Here is a 23,087-nt window from a genome sequence, read left to right on the forward strand (position 1 = left end):
CTTGCCAGTGCCAAGCCATTTGCCGTAGGGCTATGGCCGATAACATTCAAGAGATGGGGAGGCCGCCGATGCCCGCCGATGATCCGAAAACCCTGGTCTGCACCGACTGGCTGGCCGCGCATCTGAAGGATCCGGATCTGCGCGTCATCGACGCCTCGTATTACCTGCCCGACATGGGGCGCGATGCGAAGGCCGAGTACGATGCGGGCCATATCCCCGGCGCGCGGTTCTTCGATATCGACGAGATCTCGGACAGCGCCAGCGCCCTGCCGCATATGGCCCCGCCGATCGAGAAATTCATGAGCCGGATGCGCGCCATGGGCGTGGGCGACGGGCATCAGGTGGTGGTCTATGACGGCGTGGGCCTGTTTTCCGCCGCGCGGGTCTGGTGGTTGTTCAAGCTGATGGGCAAGACCGATGTGGCGGTGCTGGATGGCGGATTGCCGAAATGGCGGGCCGAGGGGCGCGAGATCGAGGATATGCCCCCGGTCGTGAAGGATCGGCACATGACGGCGCAGCGCCAGGCGCATCTGGTCAAGGATGTGACGCAGGTGGCGGCCGCGGCGAAACTGGGCGACTGGCAGATCGTCGATGCGCGCAGTCCGGCCCGGTTCCGGGGCGAGGAACCCGAGCCGCGCGAGGGGCTGCGGGCGGGGCATATTCCGGGCTCGCTCAACGTCCATTACGCGACGCTTCTGAACGAGGACGGCACCCTGAAGCGCGCCGCCGACCTGCGCGCGGCGTTTGAGCAGGCGGGCGTCGACCTGGACCGGCGCATCATCACCACCTGCGGATCAGGCGTGACGGCGGCGATCCTGTTTCTGGGGTTGGAGCTGCTTGGCCACCGTGATGTGGCGCTCTATGACGGGTCGTGGTCCGAATGGGGGCAGTTCGAGCAGTTGAAGGTCGAGACCGGATGAGCATCGTTCCGGCGGGCACCGAGGTTCCCTACCAGGTGACGTTTCTTGAGATGACGAAGCCGCCCGAGGCTGATGCGCCTGCGCTGCCCGGAGACCTGCGCCTTGAGGTGGCCCGCAAGCCGCCCGTCTGGTTCTTCCTGTCGCTCTACGATGCGGTTGGGCAGGAGTATGAATGGGTCGATCAGCATGACGAGGCCCCCGAGGATCTGCGCGCCTGGCTGCATGGCCCGGATATGGCGCTGACCGTCGCCTACCGGCATGGCTGGCCGCAAGGGTTCTACCTGCTGGACCGGCGCGAGGCCGGGATCTGCGACCTGGCCTATTTCGGGCTGGTGCGCGAGGCCGTGGGGACCGGGATCGGGGCCAGGCTCTTGCAGAATGCGATCCGGGCGGGATGGGCGCGGGCCGGCACGGAAAAGCTGACGGTCAACACCTGCACGCTGGACCACCCCCGCGCGCTGTCCGTCTACCAGAAGGCCGGGTTTCGCCCGGTCCGGGTCGAGGACTGCACGCGTGTGCTGCGCCGTGACCGAGACCCGTCCAAATTCGCCGATTGAGGAGTGATGCGATGTTCGAGACCCTGACCGCCCCCGAAGTGGACAAGATCATTCGCCTGATGGGCATGTTCCGCGACGACCCGCGCGAGGACAAGGTCGATCTGGGCGTCGGCGTCTACAAGACCCCCGAGGGCCGCACGCCGGTGATGCGCGCCGTGAAGGCGGCCGAGGAGCTTGTCTGGCAGGCGCAGGACAGCAAGGGCTATGTCGCGCTGGCGGGCGATCCGGGTTACCTGGCGGCGATGCGGGCGCTGATCTTCGGCGACGCGGTCGCGGCGAACCGGATCGGGGCGGCGGGCACGCCCGGTGGCACCGGCGCGGTGCGGCAGGTGCTGGAGATGGTCAAGCGCTTGACGCCCGAGGCGACGGTGTGGGTTTCCGCGCCCACATGGCCCAATCACCCCGCGATCATCAGCTATCTCGGGTTGGAGATGCGCGAATACCGTTACTACGACTCCGAGACGGGCGGGTTGGACCGGGCCGGCATGATGGAGGATCTGGCAGGCGTCGCGCCGGGCGACCTGATCCTCGTGCATGGCTGCTGCCACAACCCCACCGGCGTCGATCTGGACCTGGAGGATTGGCGCGCGATCGGGGAACTGTGCCTCGATCGCGGCGCGGTGCCCTTTGTCGACATGGCCTATCTGGGGTTCGGCGATGGGCTGGAGGAGGATGCGGCGGGCCTGCGTCTGCTGGCGGGCATGGTGCCGGAATTGCTGCTGGCGGCGTCCTGTTCCAAGAATTTCGGCCTCTACCGCGACCGGGTCGGCATCGCCATGGCGATGGGCGCGGATGCCGAGCGGGCGCTGGCCGCGGGCGGGATGCTGGCGTGGCTCAACCGTCAGAATTTTGCCTTTCCGCCCGATCATGGCGCGCGCGTGGTGCAGACGATCCTGGATGATGCGGACCTGACCGAGATGTGGCGGAGCGAACTGCGCGAGATGCGCGAGAGGATGGCCGCCAATCGCCGCGCCTTGGTGGCGGAGCTGCGGCAGGTGACGGGATCGGACCGGTTCGCGTTTCTCGGCACGCAGAAGGGCATGTTCACGCTGTTGGGCGCGACGCCCGCGCAGGTGGACCGGCTGCGCGAGGAGTTCGGCATCTACCTGGTGGGCGACAGCCGGATCAACGTGGCGGGGTTGACCGATGCGAATATCCCGGTTGTGGCGAAGGCGGTGGCCGAGGTGATGCGCTGAGGCGGAAAAATCTTCGGACAAGATTTTTCGGGCCACAAGAATTTTGAAGGAAAATTCTTGGCCCGCGCTTGCCAAGAGGTTTCGCATTGCGGTAAGCCGCAGCCCGACCCTTGGGCAGCCCGAGGGCCAAGTCTCCGCGACCTTGTCAAAACGGAAAGCCAGATATGACCCGCTCGATCCTGCCCGGCATTCTTGCCATGGCGGCCACTGTTGTCGCCTCCAACATCCTTGTGCAATTCCTGTTCGGCCAATGGCTGACCTGGGGGGCCTTCACTTACCCGGTGGCCTTCCTGATCACCGACGTGATGAACCGCGCCTATGGCGTTGCCGCTGCCCGCCGCGTGGTTGTCGCGGGGTTCGTCGTCGGCGTGCTCTGTTCGCTTGTCGGCACGCAGATCATGGGCGAGTTCGGCCCCCTTGTGACATGGCGCATCGCGCTTGGTTCGGGCCTGGCCTTCCTGACCGCGCAGCTTCTGGATGTCAGCGTTTTCAACCGCTTGCGGGGCGGCGCGTGGTGGCGGGCGCCTTTGGCATCGACTCTGATCGGGTCTTCTGTGGATACGGCGATCTTCTTTACGGTGGCGTTTTCGGGGGCGTTGACCTTTCTGGAACCCGCCAATGACGTTGCCTGGGCGGGGGAGGTTCTGCCGCTTTTGGGCCTGGGTCCGCAGGTGCCGCTCTGGGTGTCTTTGGCGGTTGCCGATTGGGGCGTGAAGCTGGCGCTTGCGATCCTGGCACTGGTGCCGTTTCGCATGATCACACGGCGGCTGATCGCAGGGGTTGCATAAAAAGTTTTGACAAACACAAAATCTATGGCAACCTGCCCCTAACAGAAACAAACGAAAGGAGGTGATCCAGTGTCTAGAGAGGTATTGGAGAATGGCGTCGGGACAGTCTGGGGAGGTCGCCTTTAGGCAATCCTAGCGGTGGAAACCGCCCCAGGTGGGCCCTCGGTCTAACCGGCCCCGCCTCCTTAAATTCTCGTGAAGGGTCGCCCGTCGTGGCGGCCCTTTTCGTTTGATCAGGGGGGGTGACTTTCTGTACACCCCCCGATGCACCCCCCGTACACCCCCTGAGGCGACATGTTGCGCGTGAATGACCAGATCGAGATCGCCGAATGGGAGCTGACGGAGAGCTTCGTGCGCGCCTCGGGCCCCGGCGGGCAGAACGTCAACAAGGTCTCGACGGCGGTGGAACTGCGCTTCGAGGCGGAGCGCTCGCCGCATCTGGCGGACGCGGTGAAACGGCGGCTGAGGCGGCTGGCGGGGAGCCGCTGGACCAAGGACGGCGCGGTAGTGATCTTCGTGCAGGAGACGCGGAGCCAGGCGAGGAACCGCGAGATCGCGCGGGAGCGGCTGGCGGAACTGGTGTTGCGCGCGACGGAGGTGCCGAAAAAGCGCAAGCGGACGCGGGTGTCGCTGAACCAGAAGCGCAAGCGGGTGGAGGCGAAGAAGGCGCGGGGCGAGGTGAAGCGGCTCAGGGGTGGGGTGGATCCGGAGTGAATGGTGGGGGTGGCAGGGTGAACCCCGCCCCGAGCTACACTAGGATCCAATCCGCTGTTTCCACCGTCTGATCGGCGAACTGGAGAAACTCGACATTGGCGAACGTGTCGGTTCCGTCGAAGCCGGTGCCGTCCTGATGGCTGATCACGTATCTGCCGGCTTCGATGGATAGCTCGTATTCCGACAGGTTGCCGCGAAAAATCAGCGTGTCGATGCCTTCGCCGCCATCGATGACATCGTCGCCCCTGTGCGCGATGATGGTATCGTTGCCTTCGCCCGCGTCTACGTCGTCATCGCCGGTTCCGGCATTGATGCGGTCGTTGCCGCCCCCGCTGGAGACCCTGTCGTTCCCGCCATAGGTGACGATGCGGTCGTTTCCGTCGCTACCTGAATATCTATAGATGTAATCATCCTGCTGCGTGGCACGGATGATTACATCTCCCAAGGGTGCCGAGTAGATATATGCGCCCGCGTTTGTCAGACCTCGCGCGTCGATATTGACAACGTTGCTGTAGACGGGGTCCGTGATCGGGATCAGGGTTCCGATATCGTCATTGTCCTCGACTTCAACGTCATAAAGCTGGCGAACGATGCTGACGCGGGGGTTTCCGTCGGTGTCGATTGCTGCTTCGCCGGAAACAACTAGCCAGGTTCCGTCGACTTGGGCCAATAGTGTCATACTCTGATACCTTTTGCTAACAACGGCCATAGTTGTGAAATACGGGACGGCGTCAAGTGCGGTATCTCGTTCACCCTAAACCACAACCTCCACCCGCTCCTGCTCCCCCACGCCAAACACCCGCTTGTACCGGGCGATCTCCGCCTCCGGCCCCATCGCCTTCTCCGGGTTGTCGCTGAGCTTCACCGTCGACCGCCCGTTCGCGGCCACCGCCTTGCAGACCAGCGAGAACGGGGCCAGGGCGTCATCCGGCACGAGGCCCCGGAAATCGTTGGTCAGCAGCGTGCCCCACCCGAACGAGACCTTCACCCGGCCTGCGAATTGCGCCTGGAGCTCGGCTATTTTCTCCACGTCCAACCCGTCACTGAAAATCACCAGCTTCTCTGCCGGGTCCTCGCCGCGGCTCTTCCACCAGGCGATGGCGATCTCGGCGCCCGTCGCGGGGTCGCCGCTGTCGATGCGGATGCCGGTCCAGCCGGCCAGCCAGTCGGGGGCGTTCGCCAAAAAGCCTTCGGTGCCGTAGGTGTCGGGCAGGATGATGCGCAGGTTGCCGGAATGTTCCTCGTGCCAGTCGGAGAGCACGTCATAGGGGGCCTGGGCGAGGGCGGCGTCATCCTGCGCCAGCGCGGCGTAGACCATGGGCAGTTCATGGGCGTTGGTGCCGATGGCCTCGATCTCGCGCCGCATGGCGATGTGGCAGTTGGAGGTGCCGGTGAATTTCGGCCCCAGACCCTCCATCATCGCCTGCACGCACCAATCCTGCCAGAGGTAGGAATGGCGCCGCCGCGTGCCGAAATCGGCGATGCGCAGGTCGGGGATGTCGCGCAGGGCTTCGACCTTCTGCCAGAGTTTCGTCATGGCGCGGGCGTAGAGCACCTGAAGCTCGAACCGGCCCATATCGGCCAGTACGCGGCGGCCGCGCAGCTCCATCAGCACGGCCAGCGCCGGGATCTCCCACAGCATGACCTCGGGCCAGGCGCCCTCGAAGGTCAGCTCATATTGGCCGTCGCGTTTTTCCAGGTGGTAGGCGGGCAGGGACAGCTTCTCCAGCCAGTCCATGAAATCGGGGCGGAACATCTGGCGCTTGCCGTAGAAGAGGTTGCCGCGCATCCAGGTGCTTTCGCCGCGGGACAGGCGGAGCGAGCGGATGTGGTCGAGCTGTTCGCGCAACTCCCCTTCGTCGATCAGGTGGGCCAGCTTGATGCGGTGGGTGCGGTTGATGAGCGAGAAGGTGACATCCGTGTCGGGCTTGTTGCGGAACACCGACTGGCACATCAGCAGCTTGTAGAAATCGGTGTCGATGAGGGAGCGGACGATCGGGTCGATCTTCCATTTGTGATTGTAGACGCGGGCGGCGATATCGACCATGGAACGGCCTTTCCGTGACAGCGGGCCGGGGGATGGCCGTTTGCATCGGTTAGAGCAAACCGGGCGGGCCATTTGCAAGCGGAATGGCCGCCTATTACGGTTCGCCGCGCAGCAGGGCGACCGAGGCGCGGTCGGGTTGCCCGGTTTCGGGCAGGCCATTGGCGGCCTGGAAGGCGCGCATGGCCTGACGCGAGGCCGGCCCCCAGTTGCCGTCGGGCGTGCCGGGATCATGGCCCGCGCGGGTGAGGGCGGTCTGCAACGCCAGATAGTCGTCGCGCGACAGCGACAGGGTGGAGAAGCCGCAGGCATTGGCGGCGGCGTCATAGGCGGCGGGGCCGCCATCGAGCGGGAAGAGCGCGTCATGGGTCTGGCCATTGCGCTCGACGAGGCGCAGGAAAATCCGGTCTGCGTCGTAGATGCGGCGCATCAGGGCAATGGCGCGATCACCGAAGAGGCCCGCGCCCTCGCCGGTGGTCAGCTTGGACCATTGCTGCGTTTCCGCCGGGTTATCGCCGATGCGGAACGTCACCTCGATGGAATTGCTGCGGATATTGGTCAGCAGGTAGTCATCCGTATCGTAGATGAGCGCGGGCGTCCCTTCGCGGCAACTGACGATGAGGGACGGGTTGTCGCCATAGCCCGATGTCGAGAACTCGGCCACGTTGATGGCAGTGATGCTGAGGCTGTCATCGAGCGGCGCGCGCTCGCGGGAGATGCCCCACCAGCCGCTGACCTCGAACCCCTCCTGGTGCAGCTGGCGAAAGGCGGGGCGCGCATAGTCGATCTGGGGAAAGCGCGGATCGACCCAGGGGTCGGTGGGCTGTTCCGGCGCGGGGGCGGGCGCGCTGGCGACCTCCGGGGGCGGGGTTTCGGGCGCGGCGGCGCCGGGGGTGGGCAGGGCGATGCCATACTCCGCCTCGAACCATGCAAGCCTGAGCCGGGTCAGCCCCAATTGCTCGGCGTGATAGGCCGCGAGTGCCGAAAGCTGCAACAGGCCACCGGTCCCCTCGGCCTCGCGCCTTGCGGTTTCGACGCGGGCCTCGGCGGCGGCGATCTCGCCTGCCAGTTGGCCCGCGCGGGCCGGATCGGGCGTCCGGGTGGGCAGGCGGAGGTCTTCTGAGGCGCCTGTGGCCTCTCCGGTCAGTCTGAGCGTGATCATGTCGCGGGTCAGCGCGAGGGTCTGGCGACGCAGAAGCAGGATGTCCCGGATCGCGCCGCCCTCATAGCCCGCAAGATCGCGCTCGACCTCGGCCAGGCGGGTTTCGATGGCGTCCAGACTGCCCGCGAGGGGATCTTGTTGCGCGGATGCGGGACGGGTCAGAACGACCGCGAGGAGACAAGCAGACAGAAACACACGCATCATCGCACCGACCGATTACAAAAAGTGACAGGTCCTGTTTGTCGGACCGATCCTTACCAAAAGGTTAACGGTGGGGAAGGTTTGGCCCTTTGTCCCGACGGAATTTGGCGATAGGGGAGGGGGATGACCGAAGACGCGCGATATTCCATTTTTCTGGCCACCGCCCCCGGACTGGAGGCGGCGCTTGCGCAAGAGGCGGCGGCCAGGGGGTTTGCCGAGCCGCGCGCCGTGGCGGGCGGCGTCGAGGTGGCGGGCGGCTGGGCCGATGTCTGGCGTGCCAACCTGGAGTTGCGCGGCGCGGGCCGGGTGCTGGTGCGGCTGGGGGCGTTCCGGGCGATGCACCTGGCGCAGCTGGACAAGCGGGCGCGGAAATTTCCCTGGGGGGATGTCCTGCGCCGGGATGTGCCGGTCCGGGTAGAGGTGACTTGCCGCAAGTCGAAGATTTACCATGCCAAGGCGGCGGCTGAGCGGGTCGAGCGGGCCCTGGTCGAGGAGCTTGGCGTGACGCTTTCGCCCGAGGCGGAACTGGTGGTGAAGGTGCGGATCGAGGATGATCTGTGCACGATCAGCGTCGATAGCTCGGGCGTGGCGCTGCATCGGCGCGGGCACAAGGAATTTGTCGGCAAGGCCCCGATGCGGGAGAATCTCGCGGCGCTGTTCCTGGCGGAATGCGGGTTTGACGGCACCGGGCCGGTCGTCGATCCGATGTGCGGGTCGGGGACATTCGTGATCGAGGCGGCGGAGGTTTCGGCAGGGATGCAGCCGGGGCGGTCACGGCGCTTTGCCTTCGAGGATCTGGCAAGCTTCGGTGCGGGCGCGTTCGCGGCGATGAAACGGGATGTGACGGCAGAGGGGCCGGTGCGGTTCTTCGGCTATGACCGCGACGATGGCGCGATCCGGGGGGCGCAGGCCAATGCCGAGCGGGCCGGTGTCTCGGGCGTGACCGCGTTTGCACGGGCTGCGATCAGCGACTTGCAGCCGCCCGAGGGGCCGCCGGGATTGGTGATGGTGAACCCGCCTTACGGGGCGCGGGTGGGCAACCGGAAGCTCTTGTTTTCGCTTTACGGCACGCTCGGCAAGGTGCTGGCGGAGCGGTTTTCAGGTTGGCGCGTGGGGCTCGTGACGAGTGACGCGGGGCTGGCGAAGGCGACCGGGCTGCCGTGGTTGCCGCAGGGCAGGGCGGTCAGTTTCGGGGGGTTGAAGGTGCATTTGTGGCGGACGGACGCGTTGCCGTGAGGTGGGGCGCGGTGGGCAGACCTGCCCACCCTACGCCAGCGTCACCCCGGCGGATTTCATCTCGTCCATCGCCGCAGCGAGTGACCCGTCGAGGTCGATGGCGCGGCAGAGGTCCATCTGCACGGTCACGTCGAAGCCCAACCTCGCGGCATCCACGGCCGAGAACTTGACGCAGAAATCGGTGGCGAGGCCCACCATGGTCAACCGCGTGATGCCGCGCGTGCGCAGGTAGCCCTCAAGCCCTGTCGGGGTTTCGTGGTCATTCTCGAAGAAGGCCGAATAGCTGTCGATGGCGGGGCGGAAGCCCTTGCGGATGATCAGGTCGGCGGCGACGGTGTTCAGGTCGGCGTGGAAGGCGGCGCCGGGGCTCGACTGGATGCAGTGATCGGGCCAGAGAACCTGCGGGCCATAGGGAAACTCCACCACCGACATGGGCGCGGCGCCGGGGTGCTCGCTGGCGAAGCTGGAATGGCCGAACGGGTGCCAGTCCTGGGTCAGGACAATGGCGGAAAAATCCTCCATCAGCGCGTTGATGCCGGGCACGATCTGGTCGCCGCCATCGACGGCCAACGCACCGCCGGGGCAAAAGTCGTTCTGCACGTCGATGACGATCAGGGCATGGGTGTCTGGGTGCATGGGGCCTCGTCCTTGGATATGCGCGTGTTCCCCATACCCTACGCAGGATGGCGCCATTGGCAACGCGCAATATCCTTGATCTTGCGGCGAAAACTCCCGATCCTTCCGCAACGAGGGAAGGCGGCCCGCCGATGCAGTATCATTTTGCCGATTGCGTTCTGGACACCGGCAGCTTTCGCCTGCTGCGCGGCGGCGAGGTGCAGGCGGTGGAGCCGCAGGTGTTCGACCTGCTCTGTGTCCTGGCCGAGAACGCAGGCGCCCTGGTCAGCCGCGACAAGCTGATCGAGACCGTCTGGAAGGGCCGGATCGTGTCGGATGCGACGATCAGCGCGCGGATCAACGCCGCCCGCAGCGCGGTGGGCGATGACGGCAAGCGGCAGGCGGTGATCCGCACGGTGCCGCGCCGGGGGATCGAGCTGGCGGTGCCGGTGACGCATGAGGGGGCTCCCGCCGCGGGCCCGCGTGGCAACCAGGTGACGCGCTACACGACCTCGGCGGATGGCACGATGCTGGCCTATGCGATCTCGGGCGATGGGCCGCCGCTGCTCAAGGCGTCGCATCACGTCACGCATCTGGAACTGGACTGGCTCAGCCCGCTCTTGCGTCCGACCTTCGACGCGTTGGGGGCCGCGCATCAACTGGTGCGCTACGACATGCGCGGCGCGGGGCTGTCGGATAGCGGCGGGACGGTGTCGCCGATGCGGGCCCATGTCGAGGATCTGCTGGCGGTGGCGGATGCCGCCGGACTGGAGAGGTTCCCGATCCTGGCCACCCTGAACAGCGTTGCGGTTGCCATTCAATGCGCGGCGGAGCATCCCGAGCGGGTCAGCAAGCTGGTGCTGCAACAAGGCTATGCGCGCGGGCGGGCCCTGCGCGGTGCCCCCGATACGCCTGCGCGCGACGATCCGTTCCTGTCGCTGATCCACGCCGGTGGATGGGGCGACCCGCAAAGCGGCCTGATGCGGGCCTGGATGACGATGGCGGTGCCGGGGCTGCGGTTCGACGAGATCACCGAGTTGATCACCTATGTCGGCAAGGCCACCTCGGCGCGCGAATCCGTGATCAACCGCGAGACCATCGACCGGTTCGACGCGCGGCCCTATCTGGGCAAGGTGTCGGTGCCAACGCTGGTGATCCATGCGCGCAATGATGTGGTTCACCCGATCACCGAGGGCCGCCTGATCGCGGCGGGGATCGAGGGGGCGGAGTTCCTTGTGGTGGAAAGCGGCAACACGCTGTGCCTGACGCCCGATCCCACCTGGCAGCAGCAGACCGATGCTATCCTGGAGTTCCTGGCGCGCGACTGACGCGCGGGCAGGGGTCTTGAGCATCCCCGGACAGAGGCGTAACACCGCGCGCATGTATACCATTGCCGCGCTATATCACTTCACCCGGTTCGAGGATCCCGCCGCCTTGCAGGCGCCGCTGCGCGCGGTCTGCGCGGCCAATGCCGTGCGCGGGTCGCTTTTGCTGGCGGGCGAGGGGATAAACGGCACCATCGCGGGGCCGCGTGACGGGTTGAACGAGGTGCTGGCCCATATCAGGGGCTTGCCGGGCTGTGCCGGTCTGGAGTGGAAGGAAAGCACCAGCGACAGCCCTCCCTTTGGCCGCCTGAAGGTGCGCCTGAAAAAGGAGATCGTGACGCTGGGCGTTCCGGGGGTCGATCCCAAGGCGGCGGTGGGTCACTACGTTCGGGCGCGGGACTGGAACGCGCTGATTTCCGCGCCGGATGTGGCGGTGATCGACACGCGCAACGATTACGAGACCGCCATCGGCACGTTCCGGGGGGCAGTGGACCCGGAGACCGAAAGCTTCCGCGACTTCCCCGCCTGGTGGGAGGCGAACAAGGACCGGTTTCACAATAAGCGGATCGCGATGTTCTGCACCGGCGGTATCCGCTGCGAGAAATCGACCAACTACCTGATTTCCCAAGGCGTTGAGGAGGTCTACCACCTCAAGGGCGGAATCCTGCAATACCTGGAGGATGTGCCCGAGGAGGAGAGCCTGTGGCAGGGCGACTGTTTCGTTTTCGATGAGCGGGTCTCGGTCGGGCATGGGTTGAGCCAAGGCCCGCACGCTCTGTGCCGCGCCTGCCGCCGTCCGCTGACACCGCGGGACATGGAGCGGCCCGAATATGAAGCGGGCGTGCAGTGCCATCATTGCGTGAATGAACACTCCGAGGCCGATCGCGCCCGGTTCCGCGAGCGGCAGAAACAGATCGCGCTGGCGAAGGCGCGCGGGGAAACCCATCTGGCGGGCGGATAGGGTTTGGCCGCTTTGATTGGCATATTCGGCGGCCCGGACTGGCGCGGGGTGATGACATCGCTGGCGGTGGGCCTCGCTTCTGGGTGGCTGGCCTATATGGCCGGGATGCCCCTGCCATGGATGCTGGGCGCGATGCTGGGCAATACGGTGGCCGCACTTGCGGGCGCACCTGTCCGGGCCTCGATGCCGCTGCGCAACATCTTCGTGCCGATCATCGGGGTGATGCTGGGCTCGGGTGTCAGCGCCGAGACCTTCGAGGCATTGGGCGATTGGAGCATTTCCTTCCTTGTGCTGGCCCCGTTCCTGATGACGGCGGCGGGCGGGTCGTACCTGATCTATCGCCATCTTGGCCGGTTCGATCCGGTCACCGCCTATTTCAGCGCCATGCCCGGGGGGCTGAACGAGATGCTGCTCTTGGGTGGCGAGGCGGGAGGCGAGGAGCGGCGGATCGCGCTGGCCCATGCGTCGCGCGTGCTGCTGACGGTCACCTTCGTGGGCCTGTTCTTCGGGCTGGTCCTGGGGGTGCAATCGGGGCGCAACGGCGGGATCTGGACCCCGATCGGCGCGCCGGGGGTGCTGGATTACCTGATCTTGATCGGTTGCGCCGCATTGGGCGTACCGTTCGGTCGCCTGTTGCGCCTGCCCGCGCAGCGCCTGCTTGGGCCGATGATCCTGAGCGCGGCGGCGCATGTCGTGCAACTGGTCGACCTGCCGCCGCCGACGGTCTTTGTGATCGCGGCACAGGTGGTGATGGGCTCGCTGATCGGCACGCGGTTCCTGGGCGCGAGACTGCGCGAGGTCGGGCGCGACCTGTTCCTGTCGGTGTTTTCGACAACCATCATGCTGATCACCGGCGTGGGCTTTGCCTGGGTCGTGGCCAGCCTGACCGCGACCGACCTGGCGCAGGCCTTCCTGGCCTATTCGCCGGGCGGTCTGACCGAGATGAGCCTGTTGGCCTTCGCCCTGGGCGGCGACATCGCCTATGTCTCGGTCACCCATATCGTGCGGATCGCGATCGTGGTCTTCTCGGCGCCGCTGTTCTTTCGCTGGATCAACCGGCGCTGAGGCGCGGGATCACCCGGCAAGGCGGCGCAGGCTGTCGACCATCGGGTCGATCAGGGCGCGGTCGCGGTCCGAGCGGATGACCAGCGCGGAGGGAAGCTCGAACACCGGGGCGTCCTCGACGATGTGAAACACCCCCGTCTCCAGCTCGGGGCGCACGAAGCGGTCGGGGAAATAGGCATATCCGCGCGCGTTCTTGAGATATTGCAGCGCCAGCCAGCCGATGTTGAACGACATCCGGGTGCGGAAGAACTCGGGGAACCCGGCGGCCAGCTGCGCGTCGAACTCGGGCCCCCATTCGATATGCACGTAATGGTCGGGCCGCACCGGCGTTTCAGGGTCGGACGAGACGAGGCGCAGGCGTTCGATGCGGAAGGGAAGCTGTTCCAGCCTGGGGCGGTGCTGCGGCGTGTACATGAGGCCGATATCGAGATGGCCGTCGATGAGACCTTGCATCAATTCCGGTTCAAAGGCGATCTCGGCGCGAAAGGACACGTCGGGGCGGCGGCGGGACTGATCCTCAAGCCAGGTCACCGCTTGCGCATCCCACAGCCCGAACCGGGCCCCGATGGCGACCTGCGCGCGAATGGTGTCGGGCAGGCCGGTCTCGCGCCGCGCCCTTTCAAACGCGCGCACCATCTGAAGCGCGCGGGGCTGAAACCGAAGCCCCGCGCCCGTCAGCGTCGCGCCGGTGCGGTTGCGCTGGAAGAGGGTGCATCCCAACACCTCTTCAAGCGTCCTGATCCGCGCGCTGATGGTCGATTGGGTGACATGGAGCCGTTCGGCGGAGGCGACGAAGCTGCCGGTATCCGCCACCGCCAGAAAGCTGCGGGCCTGTTCGATATTCATGGCGTTCCCATCGAATAATCCGATTTGATAGGCGAATTATATTCGTTTTACTAATTTAATGATAGGCGTATCCTTGAGGCTCCCCCGAAACGTGACATGTCAGGAGTGCCCATCATGACCCTTGCAAACCTGTTCAGAACCCCCGCCAAGCGTGAATTGCTGCTGAGTATCCTGGTGATCGCCGCCGGGATCGCGGTGATGGTCACCGGCAATTTCGCGGGCTGGCTGGCCTTCTCGGGCTTTGGCGGCGGCCTCATCTTCGCCGGTTTCTTCCTGTGGCTGCACGGCGCGGTCACCCGACAGGAGGAGATCCGGGATTGAGCCGGATCAACCGGGATCAAAGCCCCGATGCCCCGGCACATGCGCGCCGAGAAGCTGGATCAGCTTGCGGTAGGAGGAGCGGTGCCGGTTGCGCAGGTGGATCGCGGAATAGACCGGCTGCGGAATAACCGGGGCGCGGTCGACGTAAGCGAAGCGCCCGGTGGCGGTCAGATCGGCCGCGGTATCCTCCAGCACGTAGCCCGATCCGCCAAGCGCGGTCAGCATGGCCGAGGTCAGCGAGTTCTGCCCGCATTGGATGGCCGACGCGCTGAGCCCCGGCAAAAGCGTCTTGTGCAGACGGTCGAAGGCATCGCTGATCGCGGCCTGCACGTAACTGTCGGCAGGGATTGCGGCGAGCGTGTCGGCGACGTCGGAGATCATCCGGAAGCGGACCTCGGAGAGGGTTTCGAAATAGAGATCTGGGTGCGGTTTCGGCGTGTAGATCACCGCCACGTCAAGGATACCCTGCATCAGGTCGTTGCACATCTGGGTGGAGAAATCGGCCTCGATATAGAGCGCGGTGTCGGGCAGGTAGGCGCGGAAGGCACGCACCCAGTCGCCGATCTGCGGTGAGGTCAGGTCTCGTTGCAGCCCGACGCGCAGGGTGGTCGCGGTGGGCCCCGCATCGCGGGTGGCGCGCAGGGCCTCGGACCAGCCGACGCGCAGGGCGCGGGCGTGGGGCTCAAACCGCAGCCCTTCGAGGGTCAGCGACGTGCCGGAGCGGTTGCGCTGGAAGAGCCTGCGGTCGAGGGATTTCTCCAGGCTCCTGATGCGGCCCGAGACGGTGGATTGGGTGACGCCGAGCCGGTCCGCGGTGCGGTTGAAGCTGCGCGTGTCGCAGAGGTCAAGGAAGGTTTCGACAAGTTCGATCTGCATCGCGTGGGCCTTTCCGGTGCGCTTGGGTGCGGTCGGGCTCGGGCCCCCCGGCGGGAGCCCTCGCCCGACCGCTTGGGAGATCCTCTCCCAAACCCTCTGAGGTATTTTCGGCAAAATGAAGAAGCTAATCGGACTTGTCGATTAAAAAGGGCGATTACGGGCGATTGATAGCAGGGTGGGCGCGCGGATAGGCTTTGGCGAGGCTGATTTGCGGAGGGGTTCGATGGCTGAGATTCCAGGGCGCGCGCGCGTCGTGATCATTGGCGGCGGGGTCGTGGGGGCCTCGGTGCTCTATCACCTGGGGGCGCGGGGCTGGTCGGATTGCGTTCTGCTGGAGAAGAACGAGCTGACCGCCGGATCGACCTGGCACGCGGCGGGGAATGTGCCGACCTTCAGCACCTCCTGGGGCATCATGAACATGCAGCGCTATTCGACCGAGCTTTATGCGCGCTTGGGCGATGAGGTCGATTACCCGATGAATTATCACCAGTCCGGGTCTCTCAGGCTGGCGCATTCGGAGCTGCGGATGCAGGAGTTTCAGCGCGCCGCCGCGATGGGGCGCTACCAGGGGATGGATATCGAGATCCTCAGCCCTGAAGAAACCAAGGCGCGCTATCCGTTCCTGGAAACACATGACCTGGCGGGCGCGCTCTATGATCCGAATGACGGCGATATCGACCCGGCGCAGCTGACCCAGGCCCTGGCCAAGGGTGCGCGGGAGATGGGGTGCGCGATCCTGCGGTTTACGCCTGCGACGGGGGTGACGCAGGACGGCGAGGGCTGGATCGTCCACACCGAAAAGGGCGATATCGGCTGTGACTACGTGGTCAACGCCGCAGGCTATTATGCGCAGCGGGTGGGCGAGTGGTTCAAGCCCTATGGCGGGCGCACCGTGCCGATGATGGTGATGAGCCATCAGTACCTGCTGTCGGAGGAGGTGCCGGAGGTTGTGGCCTGGTCGAAGGAGAACGGCCGCAAGCTGCCGCTTCTGCGCGATGTCGATGTCTCCTACTATCTGCGGCAGGAGAAGAACGGCTTCAACCTTGGGCCCTATGAGCCGAATTGCCGGGCCGCATGGGAGGATCCGGGCGACCCGATGCCCGAGGATTTCAGCTTTCAGCTCTACCCCGACGATCTGGACCGGATCGAGGAGATCGTCACCGATGCGATGGAGCGGGTGCCTTTGCTTGGCACCTCGGGCGTGTCCCGCGTGATCAATGGGCCGATCCCCTACGCGCCCGACGGGCTGCCGCTGCTTGGACCGATGCCGGGGGTGAAAAACGCCTTCGAGGCCTGCGTCTTCACCTTCGGTATCGCGCAGGGCGGCGGGGCGGGCAAGGTGCTGGCCGAATGGATCGTCGATGGCGCGACCGAATGGGACATGTGGGCCGTCGATCCGCGCCGCTACACAGATTACACCGATCACGCCTATTGCGTCGTCAAGGGGATGGAGACCTATGGCAACGAATACGCGATGCATTTCCCCTGGCATGAATGGCCCGCCGGACGCGACCGGAAGCTGTCGCCCGTGCATGACCGCGTGATCGCGGCGGGCGGCGTGATGGGCGCCTATAACGGGTGGGAGCGGGCGAACTGGTTCGCCAAGCCGGGCGACGATACCTCGCTTGAGGCGACGCATACCTGGGGCCGCAGCGGCCCGTGGGAGGCGCGCATCCGCGAGGAATGCGAGGCGGTGCGCGATCATGTCGGCGTGCTGGACCTGCCGGGGTTCTCGCGGTTCAAGGTCGAAGGGCCGGGCGCGGATGAGTGGCTGCGCGGGCTGGTGGCCGGGGCGCTGCCGAAACTGGGCCGCGCCGGGCTGGTCTATTTCGCCGATCATCGCGGGCGGATCGTGACCGAGATGACAGTCGCGCGCGAGGCGGAGGATCTGTTCATCCTGGTCACGGCGGCCTCGGCGCAATGGCATGACCGGGATTGGTTGACGCGCCACATGCCGCAGGATGCGGGGTTCACCCTGACAGACTGGACCGACCGGATGTCGACCCTGATCGTGACCGGGCCGAAGTCGCGCGACCTGATGGCCACGCTTTGCGATGCCGACCTGACCCTGCCCTGGCTGAGCCTTCAGGAGACCGAGATCGCGGGCCGTTGGGCGGCGCTGGTGCGGCTGTCTTTCGCGGGCGAGTTGGGATGGGAAATCCATGCCGAGAACGCGGATATGCCCGCGATCCATGATGCGGTGATCGCCGCCGGGGCCAAGCCCTTTGGCATGTATGCGTTGAACAGCCTGCGGCTGGAGAAGGGATACCGCGCCTGGAAGGGCGATCTGTCCACCGATTACAGCCTGCTTGAGGGCGGGCTGGACCGCTTTGTGAAACTGGACAAGCCGCAGGAGTTTCCGGGCAAAGCCGCGCTTATGGCCGAGAAGCAGCGCGGCGTGTCCAAGCGCTTTGTGACGCTGATCGTGGAGGCGGGGGAGGCCGATGCGCCCTATATGTCCTGCCTCTGGCACGGCGATGAGATCGTCGGCGAGACCACCAGCGGCGGCTGGGGCTACCGGGTGAATGCCTCGATCGCGCTTGGCATGGTGCGGGCCGAACTGGCGGTGCCGGGGACCGAGTTGGAGGTAGAAATCTACGGACAGAAACACCGCGCGGTGGTGCAGGAGGATCGGCCGCTGTGGGATCCCGAGAATGAAAGGTTGCGGGCGTGAGCCGCGTGACCCTCATGGACGGCTCCATCGGGCAGGAGCTGGTCAAGCGGGCGGGCGACCGTCCGACGCCGCTCTGGTCCACCACGGTGATGATGGAGAAACCCGATCTGGTGGCGGGGCTGCACCGGGATTACTTCGCCGCGGGGGCGACGGTGGCGACGGCCAACACCTACGCGGTGCTGCGCGACCGGCTGGTGCGCGCGGGCGTCGAGGAGCGGTTCGAGGATCTGCTGGCCGCGGCGGTGGGTGGCGCTGTCGCGGCGCGGGAGGCTTTTGGCGCTGGACGGGTGGCGGGCGCGCTTGGGCCGCTCGGGGCGTCCTACCGGCCCGACCTGTGCCCCGACCCGCAAGAGGCGGGGGCGATCTACGCCGAGATCGTGGGGCTGATCCGCGACCGGGTCGACCTCTTCCTGATCGAAACGGTGGTGTCGGTGAAGCATGCAATCGGGGCGTTGGAGGGGACGAAGGAGGCGGGCAAGCCGGTCTGGCTGGCGGTCTCGACCATGGACGGGGATGGAACGCGGCTGCGTTCGGGCGAGGGGGTGGATGACCTGGCCCCTGTGGTCGCGGATTTCGCGCCCGAGGCCGTATTGATCAACTGCACCCGGCCCGAGGTGGTGGCCGACGGGCTGGAGATCCTCAAGGGGTTCGGGGTGCCGTTCGGGGCCTATGCCAACGGGTTCACGCGCATTTCCGAAGGATTCCTGGAAGAGGCGCCGACGGTGGATGCGTTGCAGGAACGCGCGGATATGACGCCCGACGCCTATGCCAGGCTCGCGCTCACCTGGGTCGATCAAGGCGCCACGATCCTCGGTGGTTGCTGCGAGATCGGCCCCGCCCATATCGCGGAAATCGCCACGCGGCTGCGCGCCGCGGGTCACCAGATAATCTGAGGTCGCGCCATGAAACCCATTCCCACCCACGCCCGTGCCGTCATCATCGGGGGCGGCGTCTCGGGCTGTTCGGTCGCCTATCACCTGGCGAAACTGGGCTGGACCGACATCGTGCTGCTGGAGCGCAAGCAGTTGACCTGTGGCACCACGTGGCATGCGGCGGGGCTGATCGGGCAGCTTCGGAATACCCACAACGCGACGCAATTGGCGAAGTATTCCGCCGGTCTTTATGTCGATCTGGAGGCTGAAACCGGCGTGGCCACGGGGATGCGGCAGAACGGGTCGATCTCGGTCGCGTTGACGGAGCACCGGCACGAGGAATTGCTGCGCCAGGCGACGCTGGCGCGCGCGCTGGATGTGGAGGTGGCGGAGATCTCGCCCGCAGAGGTCAAGGCGATGTATCCGCATCTCAATGTCTCGGACGTGGTCGGCGCGGTGCATCTGCCGCTCGATGGGCAATGCGACCCCGCCAATATCGCCATGGCGCTGGCCAAGGGCGCGCGGATGCGGGGCGCGCAGGTGATCGAGGGTGTGAAAGTGGCGCGCGTCACCGATGACGGCGCGCGGGTGACCGGCGTGGATTGGGAGCGCGGCGGTGAACAGGGCCATATCGCGGCGGATGTGGTGATCAATTGCGGCGGCATGTGGGGGCGCGATCTGGCGGCTGCATCCGGCGTCACGCTGCCCCTGCATGCGTGTGAGCATTTCTACCTGCTGACCGAACCCGTTGAAAACATGGGGAGGCTGCCGGTGCTGCGGGTGCCCGATGAATGCGCCTATTACAAGGAGGACGCGGGCAAGATGATGCTCGGCGCGTTCGAGCCGCGCGCGAAGCCCTGGGGGATGGCGGGCATTCCGGAGGATTTCGAGTTTGACAGCCTCCCCGAGGATTTCGACCATTTCGAGCCCATTCTTGAGATGGCGATGAACCGGGTGCCGCTGTTCGAGACGGCGGGCATTCATACGTTCTTCAACGGACCGGAAAGCTTCACCCCGGATGACCGTTATTACCTCGGCGAAGCGCCGGAATTGCGCGGCTACTGGGTGGCGGCCGGGTATAACTCCATCGGGATCGTCTCCTCGGGCGGGGCGGGCATGGCGCTGGCGCAGTGGATCGAGGATGGCGAGCCGCCCTTTGACCTGTGGGAATCCGACATCCGCCGGGCGCAGCCGTTCCAGCGCAACCGGCGCTATCTGCGCGAGAGGGTGAGCGAGACATTGGGCCTGCTCTATGCCGATCACTACCCCTACCGGCAGGTGGAAACCGCGCGTGGCATCAGGCGGTCGCCCCTGCATGAACATTTGAAAGCGCGCGGCGCGGTGTTCGGGGAAATGGCCGGATGGGAGCGGGCCAACTGGTTCGCGGATGAGGGGCAGGAGCGCGAATATCGCTACGACTGGAAGGGGCAGAACTGGTTTGCCAACCACGCCGCCGAACACAAGGCGGTGCGCGAAGCGGTCGGGTTCTTCGACATGACCAGTTTCGGCAAGATCCGGGTCGAGGGGCCGGGGGCGTTGGCCTTCCTGCAACGGGTCTGCGGCGGGCAGATGGATGTCGCGGCGGGGCGCATCGTCTATACGCAGATGCTGAACGCGCGCGGCGGGATCGAATGCGACCTGACGGTGACGCGGTTGTCCGAGACCGCGTTCTTCCTCGTCGTGCCGGGGGCGACGCTGCAACGCGATCTTAACTGGCTGCGGCGGAACCTTGGCGACGACCTGGCGGTGATCACGGATGTGACGGCGGCGGAGGCGGTTCTGTGCGTCATGGGGCCGAAGGCGCGTGAGGTGATGCAGGCGGTCAGCCCCGACGATTTCTCCAACGCCGCGCACCCCTTCGGCACTGCGCGCGAGATCGAGATCGGGATGGGGTTGGCGCGGGCGCATCGGGTCACGTATGTGGGTGAATTGGGATGGGAGCTCTATGTTTCCTCCGATCAGGCGGCGCATGTCTTCGAGACGCTGACCGAGGCCGCGCCGGAGATGAAGCTCTGCGGGATGCACACGCTGGATTCGTGCCGGACGGAAAAGGCGTTTCGCCATTTCGGACATGACATTTCCGATGAGGATCACGTGCTTGAGGCGGGGCTTGGCTTTGCCGTCAAGCCCGACAAGGGCGATTTCATCGGGCGTGACGCGGTGTTGCGCAAGCGCGAGGAAGGTCTGGCGCGGCGGCTGGTGCAGTTCCAACTGCGCGACGCTGAGCCGATGCTGTTCCACAATGAGGCGATCATCCGCGATGGCAAGATGGTGGGCTACCTCACCTCGGGCAATTACGGGCATCATTTGGGCGCGGCTGTCGGGCTTGGCTATGTGCCCTGCAAGGGCGAGGCTCCCGCCGATGTGCTGGCCTCATCCTACGAGATCGAGATCGCAGGCACGCGTCACGAGGCCATGGCCAGTTTGAGGCCGCTCTATGACCCACGGTCGGAAAGGGTGAAGCAATGACGACGGAAACCTCCACACGCGCGAAGCGGTCGGGCGGGCGCGCCGCCCGCAAGGCGCTGCGCGCGGCCCCGCTGGCCGAAAACATGCGCCCCGTGCGCCCCGGCCTGTCGGGCGGGCAATACAAGCCCCTGAGCGAGGCCAATATCGCCCGCATCCATGAGGCCGCGTTGCAGGCTTTGGAGCAGATCGGACTGGCGCAGGCCCCGCCCTCGGGGGTGGTGGCGATGACGGCGGCGGGCGCGGTACAGGGCGATGACGGGCGGCTGCGATTTCCGCGTGCCTTGGTCGAGGACATGCTGGCGCTGGCGGCGCGCGACATCACCTTGATGGCGCGCGATCCGAAACACGATCTGCACCTGTCGGGCACGCGCGTGCATTACGGCACGGCAGGCGCGGCGGTGCATGTGGTGGACCTTGAAACCGACACCTACCGCGAAAGCAGCACCGCCGATCTCTATGCCGCGGCGCGGCTGGTGCAGCACCTGGACAATGTGCATTTCTTCCAGCGGCCCATGGTCTGTCGCGATATAACCGACAATTTCGACATGGATATCAACACGATATTCGCAAGCTGCTCGGGCACGACCAAGCATATCGGCACCTCGTTTTCCGACCCCTCCCATGTCGCGGGCTGTTTCGACCTTCTGCACATGATCGCGGGCGGCGAGGCGGCGTGGCGGGCGCGGCCCTTCGTGTCGAACTCCAACTGTTTCGTCGTGCCGCCGATGAAATTTGCCGAGGAAAGCTGCCTCGTGATGGAGGATTGCATCCGGCGCGGGATGCCGGTTCTGCTGCTTTCCGCCGGTCAGGCCGGGGCCACCGCGCCCGCGCCGATTGCATCCGCCATCGTGCAGGCCGTCGCCGAATGCCTGGCGGGCGTGGTCTATGTCAACGCGATCCAGCCGGGTCATCCGGCGGTGTTCGGCACCTGGCCCTTTGTCAGCGACCTGCGCACCGGCGCGATGTCGGGCGGGTCGGCGGAACAGGCGCTGCTGACGGCGGGCTGCGCGCAGATGCACCAGTTCTACGGCCTTCCGGGCGGCGCGGCGGCGGGGATCTCGGACAGCAAGCTGCCCGACATGCAGGCCGGGTGGGAACAGGGGATCACCAATGTGATGGCGGGGCTTTCGGGCCTCAACATGGTCTATGAGGCGGTGGGGATGCATGCCTCGCTGCTTGGGTATTGCCTGGAAAGCCTGGTGATGGGCGATGACATCCTGGGGCAGGCGCTGCGCTGTGTGCGGGGCATCGACGTGACCGAGGATGCGCTGTCGATCGAGGTGATGCGCGCGGTTTGCCTGGAGGGGCCGGGGCATTACCTGGGATCGGACCAGACGCTGGCGCTGATGCAGACGGAATATATCTACCCGGCGGTCGGCAACCGGATGAGCCCGAAGGAATGGGGCGAGGCGGGCAAGCCCAAGCTGCTGGACGCCGCGATTGCGCGCAAGAATGCGATTCTTGAGAAGGCGGGCAGCACGCTGGCCCCGGATATCGACCGGGCGATCCGGGCGCAGTTCAACATCGTGATCTGAACGGAACCCCGCCCTTGCATGCTGCGTTTCCCCTGCATTGCAACGCAAGCAGGAGGGCGCGCGCCATGCCCGCAGAATCGAAAGCACAACAGAAAGCGGCCGGGGCGGCCCTGGCGGCCAAGCGCGGCGAAACCAAGGTATCCGAGCTGCAAGGCGCCTCGGAGGAGATGTATGACGAGATGAGCGAGGCGGAGCTGCAGGATTACGCCGCGACCGACCGTAAGGGGCTGCCCGACAAGAAAGACGGCTGAGCGCATTTTGGCCGACCGCCATGAGGGGGCGGGAACGAACGCCTCTTCCGCCACGTTTTCCTTGCAGAGACCTGAAAGGAGACCTGGACATGGATGATTATGTGAAATCGACGCCCCTGATCAGTTCGGGCGATGTGAACGGCAACCCCGTCGTGGACCCGAGCGGCACCAAGATCGGTGAGATCGACCACCTGATGATCGAACGCGAAACCGGCCAGGTGGCCTATGCCAGTGTCGGCTTCGGCGGCTTCCTCGGCCTTGGCAAGGATCACTACCCGGTGCCGTGGAAGAGGTTGCGCTACGACCCCTCGCTTGGCGCCTATCGCACCGACATCACGGAAGAAGAGGTCAAGGGCGCCCCCGAGCCGCATGACGAATGGTACCGCGACCGGCAGTGGGAACAACGCGCCCACGACCATTTCGGGGTGCCGTATTACTGGTTCTGAACGGTCGCACGAT

22 protein-coding genes are annotated in these 23,087 nt (G+C 65.8%); 16 read left to right on the forward strand and 6 right to left on the reverse strand.

Features of this window, described 5'->3' with window-relative positions:
- Positions 1–68: 68 nt before the first annotated feature.
- The 5 genes from sseA to arfB all read left to right on the forward strand — a co-directional run bounded on the left by sseA (position 69) and on the right by arfB (position 4,175).
- Positions 69–920, forward strand: coding sequence for a 3-mercaptopyruvate sulfurtransferase (gene sseA, locus AC13C7_RS19200; protein WP_172319908.1), 852 nt, complete (start codon positions 69–71; stop codon positions 918–920).
- Positions 917–1,477 (forward strand): GNAT family N-acetyltransferase, encoded by a 561-nt coding sequence (locus AC13C7_RS19205; protein WP_172319907.1) that lies wholly within the window; start codon positions 917–919, stop codon positions 1,475–1,477. The genes sseA and AC13C7_RS19205 overlap by 4 nt, the downstream gene beginning before the upstream one ends.
- Positions 1,478–1,488: 11 nt before the next feature.
- Positions 1,489–2,673, forward strand: a complete 1,185-nt coding sequence (locus AC13C7_RS19210) for an amino acid aminotransferase (RefSeq protein ID WP_482868413.1) — start codon at positions 1,489–1,491, stop codon at positions 2,671–2,673.
- A gap of 164 nt (positions 2,674–2,837) precedes the next feature.
- The gene (locus AC13C7_RS19215; protein WP_482868414.1) at positions 2,838–3,461 is read left to right on the forward strand and encodes a queuosine precursor transporter; all 624 of its coding nucleotides are present in this window, start codon (positions 2,838–2,840) and stop codon (positions 3,459–3,461) included.
- Positions 3,462–3,755: 294 nt separating this feature from the next.
- Entirely contained in the window at positions 3,756–4,175 is a 420-nt protein-coding gene (arfB, locus tag AC13C7_RS19220; protein WP_482868415.1) for an alternative ribosome rescue aminoacyl-tRNA hydrolase ArfB, read from the forward strand.
- Between the two features lie 34 nt (positions 4,176–4,209).
- Here the strand turns inward: arfB and AC13C7_RS19225 are convergent, their stop codons facing one another.
- From AC13C7_RS19225 to AC13C7_RS19235, 3 genes are all read right to left on the reverse strand, one after another.
- Positions 4,210–4,854 (reverse strand): calcium-binding protein, encoded by a 645-nt coding sequence (locus tag AC13C7_RS19225; RefSeq protein WP_482868416.1) that lies wholly within the window; start codon positions 4,852–4,854, stop codon positions 4,210–4,212.
- Positions 4,855–4,929: 75 nt separating this feature from the next.
- Positions 4,930–6,222, reverse strand: a complete 1,293-nt coding sequence (gene pncB / locus AC13C7_RS19230) for a nicotinate phosphoribosyltransferase (RefSeq protein ID WP_482868417.1) — start codon at positions 6,220–6,222, stop codon at positions 4,930–4,932.
- A 94-nt stretch (positions 6,223–6,316) separates the two neighbouring features.
- Entirely contained in the window at positions 6,317–7,585 is a 1,269-nt protein-coding gene (locus AC13C7_RS19235) for a peptidoglycan-binding domain-containing protein (RefSeq protein WP_482868418.1), read from the reverse strand.
- Positions 7,586–7,705: 120 nt separating this feature from the next.
- Here AC13C7_RS19235 and AC13C7_RS19240 point away from each other — a divergent pair, with 120 nt between their 5' ends.
- A complete protein-coding gene (locus AC13C7_RS19240; RefSeq protein ID WP_482868419.1) occupies positions 7,706–8,818 on the forward strand; it encodes a THUMP domain-containing class I SAM-dependent RNA methyltransferase in 1,113 nt (370 codons plus the stop codon).
- A 30-nt stretch (positions 8,819–8,848) separates the two neighbouring features.
- On the opposite strand, the gene pncA is transcribed toward AC13C7_RS19240, so the two are convergent.
- The gene (gene pncA, locus AC13C7_RS19245; protein WP_482868420.1) at positions 8,849–9,454 is read right to left on the reverse strand and encodes a bifunctional nicotinamidase/pyrazinamidase; all 606 of its coding nucleotides are present in this window, start codon (positions 9,452–9,454) and stop codon (positions 8,849–8,851) included.
- Between the two features lie 131 nt (positions 9,455–9,585).
- Here pncA and AC13C7_RS19250 point away from each other — a divergent pair, with 131 nt between their 5' ends.
- The 3 genes from AC13C7_RS19250 to AC13C7_RS19260 are packed head-to-tail and all read left to right on the forward strand — an operon-like array spanning position 9,586 to position 12,784.
- Positions 9,586–10,761 (forward strand): alpha/beta hydrolase, encoded by a 1,176-nt coding sequence (locus tag AC13C7_RS19250; RefSeq protein WP_482868421.1) that lies wholly within the window; start codon positions 9,586–9,588, stop codon positions 10,759–10,761.
- 52 nt (positions 10,762–10,813) lie between these two features.
- Positions 10,814–11,719 (forward strand): oxygen-dependent tRNA uridine(34) hydroxylase TrhO, encoded by a 906-nt coding sequence (gene trhO / locus AC13C7_RS19255; protein WP_172319895.1) that lies wholly within the window; start codon positions 10,814–10,816, stop codon positions 11,717–11,719.
- Between the two features lie 51 nt (positions 11,720–11,770).
- Positions 11,771–12,784: an AbrB family transcriptional regulator gene (locus AC13C7_RS19260; RefSeq protein ID WP_172319894.1), complete on the forward strand. Its 1,014-nt coding sequence runs from the start codon at positions 11,771–11,773 to the stop codon at positions 12,782–12,784.
- A gap of 9 nt (positions 12,785–12,793) precedes the next feature.
- On the opposite strand, the gene AC13C7_RS19265 is transcribed toward AC13C7_RS19260, so the two are convergent.
- Positions 12,794–13,630, reverse strand: coding sequence for a LysR family transcriptional regulator (locus tag AC13C7_RS19265; RefSeq protein WP_482868422.1), 837 nt, complete (start codon positions 13,628–13,630; stop codon positions 12,794–12,796).
- Between the two features lie 114 nt (positions 13,631–13,744).
- Between AC13C7_RS19265 and AC13C7_RS19270 the strand changes: the two genes are divergently transcribed.
- A complete protein-coding gene (locus AC13C7_RS19270; RefSeq protein WP_446120995.1) occupies positions 13,745–13,951 on the forward strand; it encodes a hypothetical protein in 207 nt (68 codons plus the stop codon).
- Between the two features lie 6 nt (positions 13,952–13,957).
- Here AC13C7_RS19270 and AC13C7_RS19275 read toward each other — a convergent pair whose 3' ends face one another.
- Positions 13,958–14,827 carry a LysR family transcriptional regulator gene (locus AC13C7_RS19275; protein WP_446120993.1) on the reverse strand — a complete coding sequence of 290 codons (870 nt, stop codon included), beginning with the start codon at positions 14,825–14,827 and terminating at the stop codon, positions 13,958–13,960.
- Between the two features lie 223 nt (positions 14,828–15,050).
- Between AC13C7_RS19275 and AC13C7_RS19280 the strand changes: the two genes are divergently transcribed.
- The 6 genes from AC13C7_RS19280 to AC13C7_RS19305 all read left to right on the forward strand — a co-directional run bounded on the left by AC13C7_RS19280 (position 15,051) and on the right by AC13C7_RS19305 (position 23,074).
- On the forward strand, positions 15,051–17,501 hold the full coding sequence (locus AC13C7_RS19280; RefSeq protein WP_482868423.1) for a GcvT family protein: 2,451 nt from the start codon (positions 15,051–15,053) through the stop codon (positions 17,499–17,501).
- Positions 17,498–18,394: a homocysteine S-methyltransferase family protein gene (locus AC13C7_RS19285; protein WP_172319889.1), complete on the forward strand. Its 897-nt coding sequence runs from the start codon at positions 17,498–17,500 to the stop codon at positions 18,392–18,394. Before AC13C7_RS19280 ends, AC13C7_RS19285 begins: the two co-directional genes overlap by 4 nt.
- A 9-nt stretch (positions 18,395–18,403) precedes the next feature.
- Entirely contained in the window at positions 18,404–20,842 is a 2,439-nt protein-coding gene (locus AC13C7_RS19290; protein ID WP_482868424.1) for a GcvT family protein, read from the forward strand.
- A complete protein-coding gene (locus AC13C7_RS19295) occupies positions 20,839–22,377 on the forward strand; it encodes a trimethylamine methyltransferase family protein (RefSeq protein ID WP_482868425.1) in 1,539 nt (512 codons plus the stop codon). The genes AC13C7_RS19290 and AC13C7_RS19295 overlap by 4 nt, the downstream gene beginning before the upstream one ends.
- 65 nt (positions 22,378–22,442) lie before the next feature.
- Positions 22,443–22,628, forward strand: coding sequence for a DUF3008 family protein (locus AC13C7_RS19300; protein ID WP_482868426.1), 186 nt, complete (start codon positions 22,443–22,445; stop codon positions 22,626–22,628).
- Positions 22,629–22,717: 89 nt separating this feature from the next.
- On the forward strand, positions 22,718–23,074 hold the full coding sequence (locus AC13C7_RS19305; RefSeq protein ID WP_482868427.1) for a PRC-barrel domain-containing protein: 357 nt from the start codon (positions 22,718–22,720) through the stop codon (positions 23,072–23,074).
- The last annotated feature ends 13 nt before the right edge of the window (positions 23,075–23,087 follow it).

The organism is Alterinioella sp. B-7 (assembly GCF_056857775.1).